Here is a 4,247-nt window from a genome sequence, read left to right on the forward strand (position 1 = left end):
CCACCAAGGGTGGTTGCTGGAAATGTTTTGCGATTGGCGGTCTATTCAGGGCGCGAGTAGCGCTTGCCAGTACCATGCCCTTATAGGGCTTAATCAAGCCACCAGCTTAGCTGGTGGTACTTGACTTTTTAGTATAATTAGAAATTTACGTACTTAAACGAATTACATATTAACATTTATTTTAATTTTTAAGATAGATTTTTTTCAGCATAGATCTTTGATTTAAAGAAGAAAAATATTATTATTAAAATAGTAAGCAAAGGTGAAATGTATTCAGGTACTTCAACATGAAACCCTTCAAGAACCATAACAATGCCGAGACATAGCACCGAGTACATAGCACCATTTTTTAGATAAATATATTTTTTAATTTTCTCTATACTTCCCATTGTAATCTTTCTAACAACAATAGCTCCTAGACCATTCCCCAATATAATTAATGGAATTGACATTGTAAATGCAAATGCCCCTAAAACTCCATCAATTGAAAATGTAGTATCTATTATCTCCAAGTACAATATTTTACTTATATCTGACATTTCGTTAGTATTATTAAGCAACTTTTTCTCGTTTTCTTCTGCATTTTTTTTAAATCCATCGGTTATAAAAAATGCAGATGATCCAATTACAGCTGACAAAGCAAGTACTGGATTGTATTTTAAAGCTACTGCTACAATACCAACTAAAATAACTGAAACAACAGCATAAAACCAAGTACCATTTTTTAGAAAGAATTCTTCAGTTGCAAGTCCTAAATGCTTATCTTCAATAAATAACCAATGGAGAAACAAGAATACAAGAAACACCCCGCCTCCAAGCATAAGTATAGGTGTTGAATATTCTATTGATTCTATTATATGTGGATCATTTGAGAAAGTTGCAGTTAATGCTCCAATAGGACCAAGAGATTGATTTGTAGTCCATACAATAGCCCAAGGTAATAATCCTCTTACTATAAATACTGCAAATAATATTCCATATAATAAGAACCATTTTTTTGCCTTTTCAGACATGGTCGATAAAACTTCAGCGTTTATTACAGCATTATCTATACTTGAAACTACCTCAAATAAACATAAGCCTATTATGATCAAAATAATTGATATAATTTCCATAAAAATTGATCCTTTCAAATAAAAAATTCAGTTTTTAAATAAGTAAGCATATTATTATTTTATTATTTACATCTTTTTTTTATATATTTACTTTTTACAATTTAGTAATATAATTTTACTTTTACGTCACATAATATAAATAACCTGTACTACAAATTACTAATTTATAATGCTAAACATTAAATTGAAATTTAACAAACCTTACAGCTATAATAATATTTTCCTATTATAGCTATATCTCCATCATACATTCAGATGACGCTTCTTTTTAATAGACAGTCCTAATTATCAAATGGAAAACCTAAAATTGTATTCTTATTTTTTGAGTATTCTCTCTAAACTTCCGATATCTAATAAATTCACTGTTTCAAATTTCCCTTTATAAAACACAGCATAGTTATTAAAAACACAAGGCAATTCCTTTGCTTTTTGTAGTATATCCACTTGAATTAAAGATACAGGAACATCATTCATTTCACAATACTGTTTTATCTTCTCAATGTTTTGATAGATATAAGGGCATTGCATATCATAATAAATTGTTAAATCTCTACATTCAATTTCTTGCTTTTTAGAATTTTGTGTGAACTTTGGTGTTGTTCCATCAAAAGAAAGTGCAAGCAGTTCATATCCATTGTCGGTAGTATCAACAACCTCAAAACCAAACTTCTTTGCAAATGATTGATCAGAAAGCCAATGTTTTTGTTTCTTTGCTCCGAGCATGCAAATGCCTGATTTACCCTTTTCTCTTGCATCTGCCAAGCAATACTCCATTAGTGATTTTCCATACCCTTTTCCTTTATAGCTACCGGAAACCCATAAACAATATATATAGTAATAGTTATCACCAGTTATAGGAACCCAAGCTGTTTCAACAGGAGCATATTCAATAAAAACTGTTGCCTTTTCATTTAACTTTCTAAAAACATGACCTTCATTTAGTCTATCAGAAAGCCATTGCCTTTTTTTGTCAATACCTTGGTGGGGTTTTTTACTGCGTATAATACAGCATAAATGTTCATTAGCAAGATTTTCTGTTGTTAAGTTAACAAAATCAGTACACATATTTTAATTTTCCTCTCTTACAAATTCTGATTTATTTTAATTCAAATCATCTATACAAATTACTATTTATAATACTTAGTCTTAAATTGAAATTAATAATCAACTTAAAATTGGAGCATTCATTCCTTTGATTTCTCCAATCCATTCTTTTGGATTATGATAATCAGAGACAAGCACCTCTATATTTTCATTATTTAACATCCATTTAGTTTCCTTGCCCTTGAAGCATGGATGTAAAATAGAAGTATTATTTAATTTTATTGCAGGTACCATTAGTGATTGCTGGAGCAAGAAAAAAATCTTGTTGATTTCAGATGTGATAGCAGCTATGTTTTCATTAAGTATACTTCTTATGCTGATTACAAATACACTTAAAATAGAGAATCTGTATGTTATAAATTTCATGCTTGGAATAACAGATGCATTTCAAAATCCAGCTTCAGACGTTGTGGTATCTACAATTGTATCTAAAGATAATTATATTAAAACAAATAGCATGTTTACCTTCTGTGATTCTTTTACAGGAATATTTGCACCCATTGTTACTACTGCACTTTATGGGCTGGATCCTATTGTAACTATATATTTATCGACATTTGTTTTTGAATTTGTCACTTTAGTCTTTTTTGTTAAAATTCCGTCAGTACATGTATCTGGAGAAACAAAAAAAGATGGGTTATGGAAACAATGCAAATCTGGTTCCAATGGTACTATCTAGAACTGATAATAATTACGATGAACTTGGAATTGTAAGCAATATGGAAAGTATTGCAGTACTGATTGGCAGTCTTCTTGTTGTAAAAATACCGCAGGCATCTAAAAGGATACCTCTTATCTTAAATGTAATGACATTTTCATTCTTGTTTGGCAATAGTCTTCTGGGAATTGGTCACAATTATTATGTATGGACAATAGCAGTATTTGTCGGAAGTTTGCTAGTACCGTTATTAATGGCTAATGTTGATTATATAATGAGAACAAAAGTACCATTTGAGATGCAAGGAAGAGTATTTTCAGCACGGAATATTTTACAATATGTGTCAATTCCGATAGGTAATCTGTTAGGTGCTTTTTTAGCCGACAAAGTGTTTGAGCCATATATGAAAAAATGTGGTACAATTTTTATATCAATTAAATCACAATCGTAAATTATTGAGTATATATTGAGGTAAAGATTAAAAGAAATGCTTTCATTCATGACATTTGCTGTCTTAAGAAAGGAATGGATATAAGTATGAAAACAGTAGTAATATATAAATCAAAAACAGGTTTTACAAAGAAATATGCAGAGTGGATTTCAAAAGAATTGTCAGCAGATATTTTTGATGCAGCAAATGTTAATATTAATATGCTTGCTAAATATGATACCATAATTTATGGTGGGAGTTTGTATGCAGTAGGTATTATTGGCATAAATTTAATTACAAAAAACTTTAATAAATTAAGAAATAAAAAGATTGTAGTTTTTGCCACAGGGGCATCACCTTCAAGAGATGAAGTGATAACTGAAGTTAGAAATAAAAACTTTACTACAGATCAACAAAAGTCTATCAAATTTTTCTATTTAAGAGGTGGATTTAATTATAGTAAACTAAACATTTTTGATAAATTTCTTATGACACTATTGAAATGGAAAATAAAAAATAAAAAGCAGGAAGATTTATCGCCTGATGAAATAGGTATGCTTTCTATATATGATAAACCAGTAGATTATACAAATAAGAAAAATATAGAAAAAATAATAACTTATATTAATTCGTAAAGTTCTTTTCTTGTGATGCAAGAGTAAATAATGATGAAGTAATAATTTTTGCAAATTAGACTTGAGCCTCACCTAACGTAATAATGTATAGTTAAGTTATATTTTATTGAGAGGTGTAAAGATGATAAAACTTAATTATTTAGAAAAAGAAGATTTAGGTAAAATTGTGGAATGGAATGCTAAAAAAGCAGACACAACAAGCGTTGGCTGAAAGGAGTGAAAGCAGTGCCTTCGGACATCAGACTCTGCTGATATCATACCACAGGATAATCTTTATTGAATATATAAATATTAATTGTATAGAT

Annotated in this window: 6 protein-coding genes; 3 read left to right on the top strand and 3 right to left on the bottom strand. The window is 29.4% G+C overall.

Annotated features, from left to right (window positions below; genetic code table 11):
- Nucleotides 1-188: 188 nt before the first annotated feature.
- The 3 genes from WY13_RS14140 to WY13_RS21870 form a co-directional block, all read right to left on the bottom strand.
- On the bottom strand, nt 189-1,115 hold the full coding sequence (locus WY13_RS14140; RefSeq protein ID WP_063556267.1) for a DUF475 domain-containing protein: 927 nt from the start codon (nt 1,113-1,115) through the stop codon (nt 189-191).
- Between the two features lie 315 nt (nt 1,116-1,430).
- Nucleotides 1,431-2,180 carry a GNAT family N-acetyltransferase gene (locus WY13_RS14145; RefSeq protein WP_063556268.1) on the bottom strand — a complete coding sequence of 250 codons (750 nt, stop codon included), beginning with the start codon at nt 2,178-2,180 and terminating at the stop codon, nt 1,431-1,433.
- Nucleotides 2,181-2,279: 99 nt separating this feature from the next.
- Nucleotides 2,280-2,585 (bottom strand): hypothetical protein, encoded by a 306-nt coding sequence (locus WY13_RS21870; RefSeq protein ID WP_242866510.1) that lies wholly within the window; start codon nt 2,583-2,585, stop codon nt 2,280-2,282.
- On the opposite strand from WY13_RS21870, the gene WY13_RS14150 reads away from it, so the two are divergent.
- The 3 genes from WY13_RS14150 to WY13_RS14160 all read left to right on the top strand — a co-directional run bounded on the left by WY13_RS14150 (nt 2,485) and on the right by WY13_RS14160 (nt 3,942).
- The gene (locus WY13_RS14150; protein ID WP_242866509.1) at nt 2,485-2,898 is read left to right on the top strand and encodes an MFS transporter; all 414 of its coding nucleotides are present in this window, start codon (nt 2,485-2,487) and stop codon (nt 2,896-2,898) included. The genes WY13_RS21870 and WY13_RS14150 overlap by 101 nt on opposite strands.
- Nucleotides 2,885-3,328, top strand: coding sequence for a hypothetical protein (locus tag WY13_RS14155; protein ID WP_204377968.1), 444 nt, complete (start codon nt 2,885-2,887; stop codon nt 3,326-3,328). Before WY13_RS14150 ends, WY13_RS14155 begins: the two co-directional genes overlap by 14 nt.
- Nucleotides 3,329-3,414: 86 nt before the next feature.
- Nucleotides 3,415-3,942, top strand: coding sequence for a flavodoxin domain-containing protein (locus WY13_RS14160; protein WP_063556271.1), 528 nt, complete (start codon nt 3,415-3,417; stop codon nt 3,940-3,942).
- Nucleotides 3,943-4,247: the final 305 nt, after the last annotated feature.

The organism is Clostridium ljungdahlii (assembly GCF_001636845.1).
Taxonomy (GTDB): domain Bacteria; phylum Bacillota; class Clostridia; order Clostridiales; family Clostridiaceae; genus Clostridium_B; species Clostridium_B ljungdahlii_A.

Excerpts from the sequence above, each read along its gene's own strand:
- WY13_RS21870 (WP_242866510.1), bottom strand. The coding sequence starts at position 2,585 with ATGAAATTTATAACATACAGATTCTCTATTTTAAGTGTATTTGTAATC.
- WY13_RS14145 (WP_063556268.1), bottom strand. The coding sequence starts at position 2,180 with ATGTGTACTGATTTTGTTAACTTAACAACAGAAAATCTTGCTAATGAA.
- WY13_RS14140 (WP_063556267.1), bottom strand. The coding sequence starts at position 1,115 with ATGGAAATTATATCAATTATTTTGATCATAATAGGCTTATGTTTATTT.
- WY13_RS14160 (WP_063556271.1), top strand. The coding sequence starts at position 3,415 with ATGAAAACAGTAGTAATATATAAATCAAAAACAGGTTTTACAAAGAAA.
- WY13_RS14155 (WP_204377968.1), top strand. The coding sequence starts at position 2,885 with ATGGTACTATCTAGAACTGATAATAATTACGATGAACTTGGAATTGTA.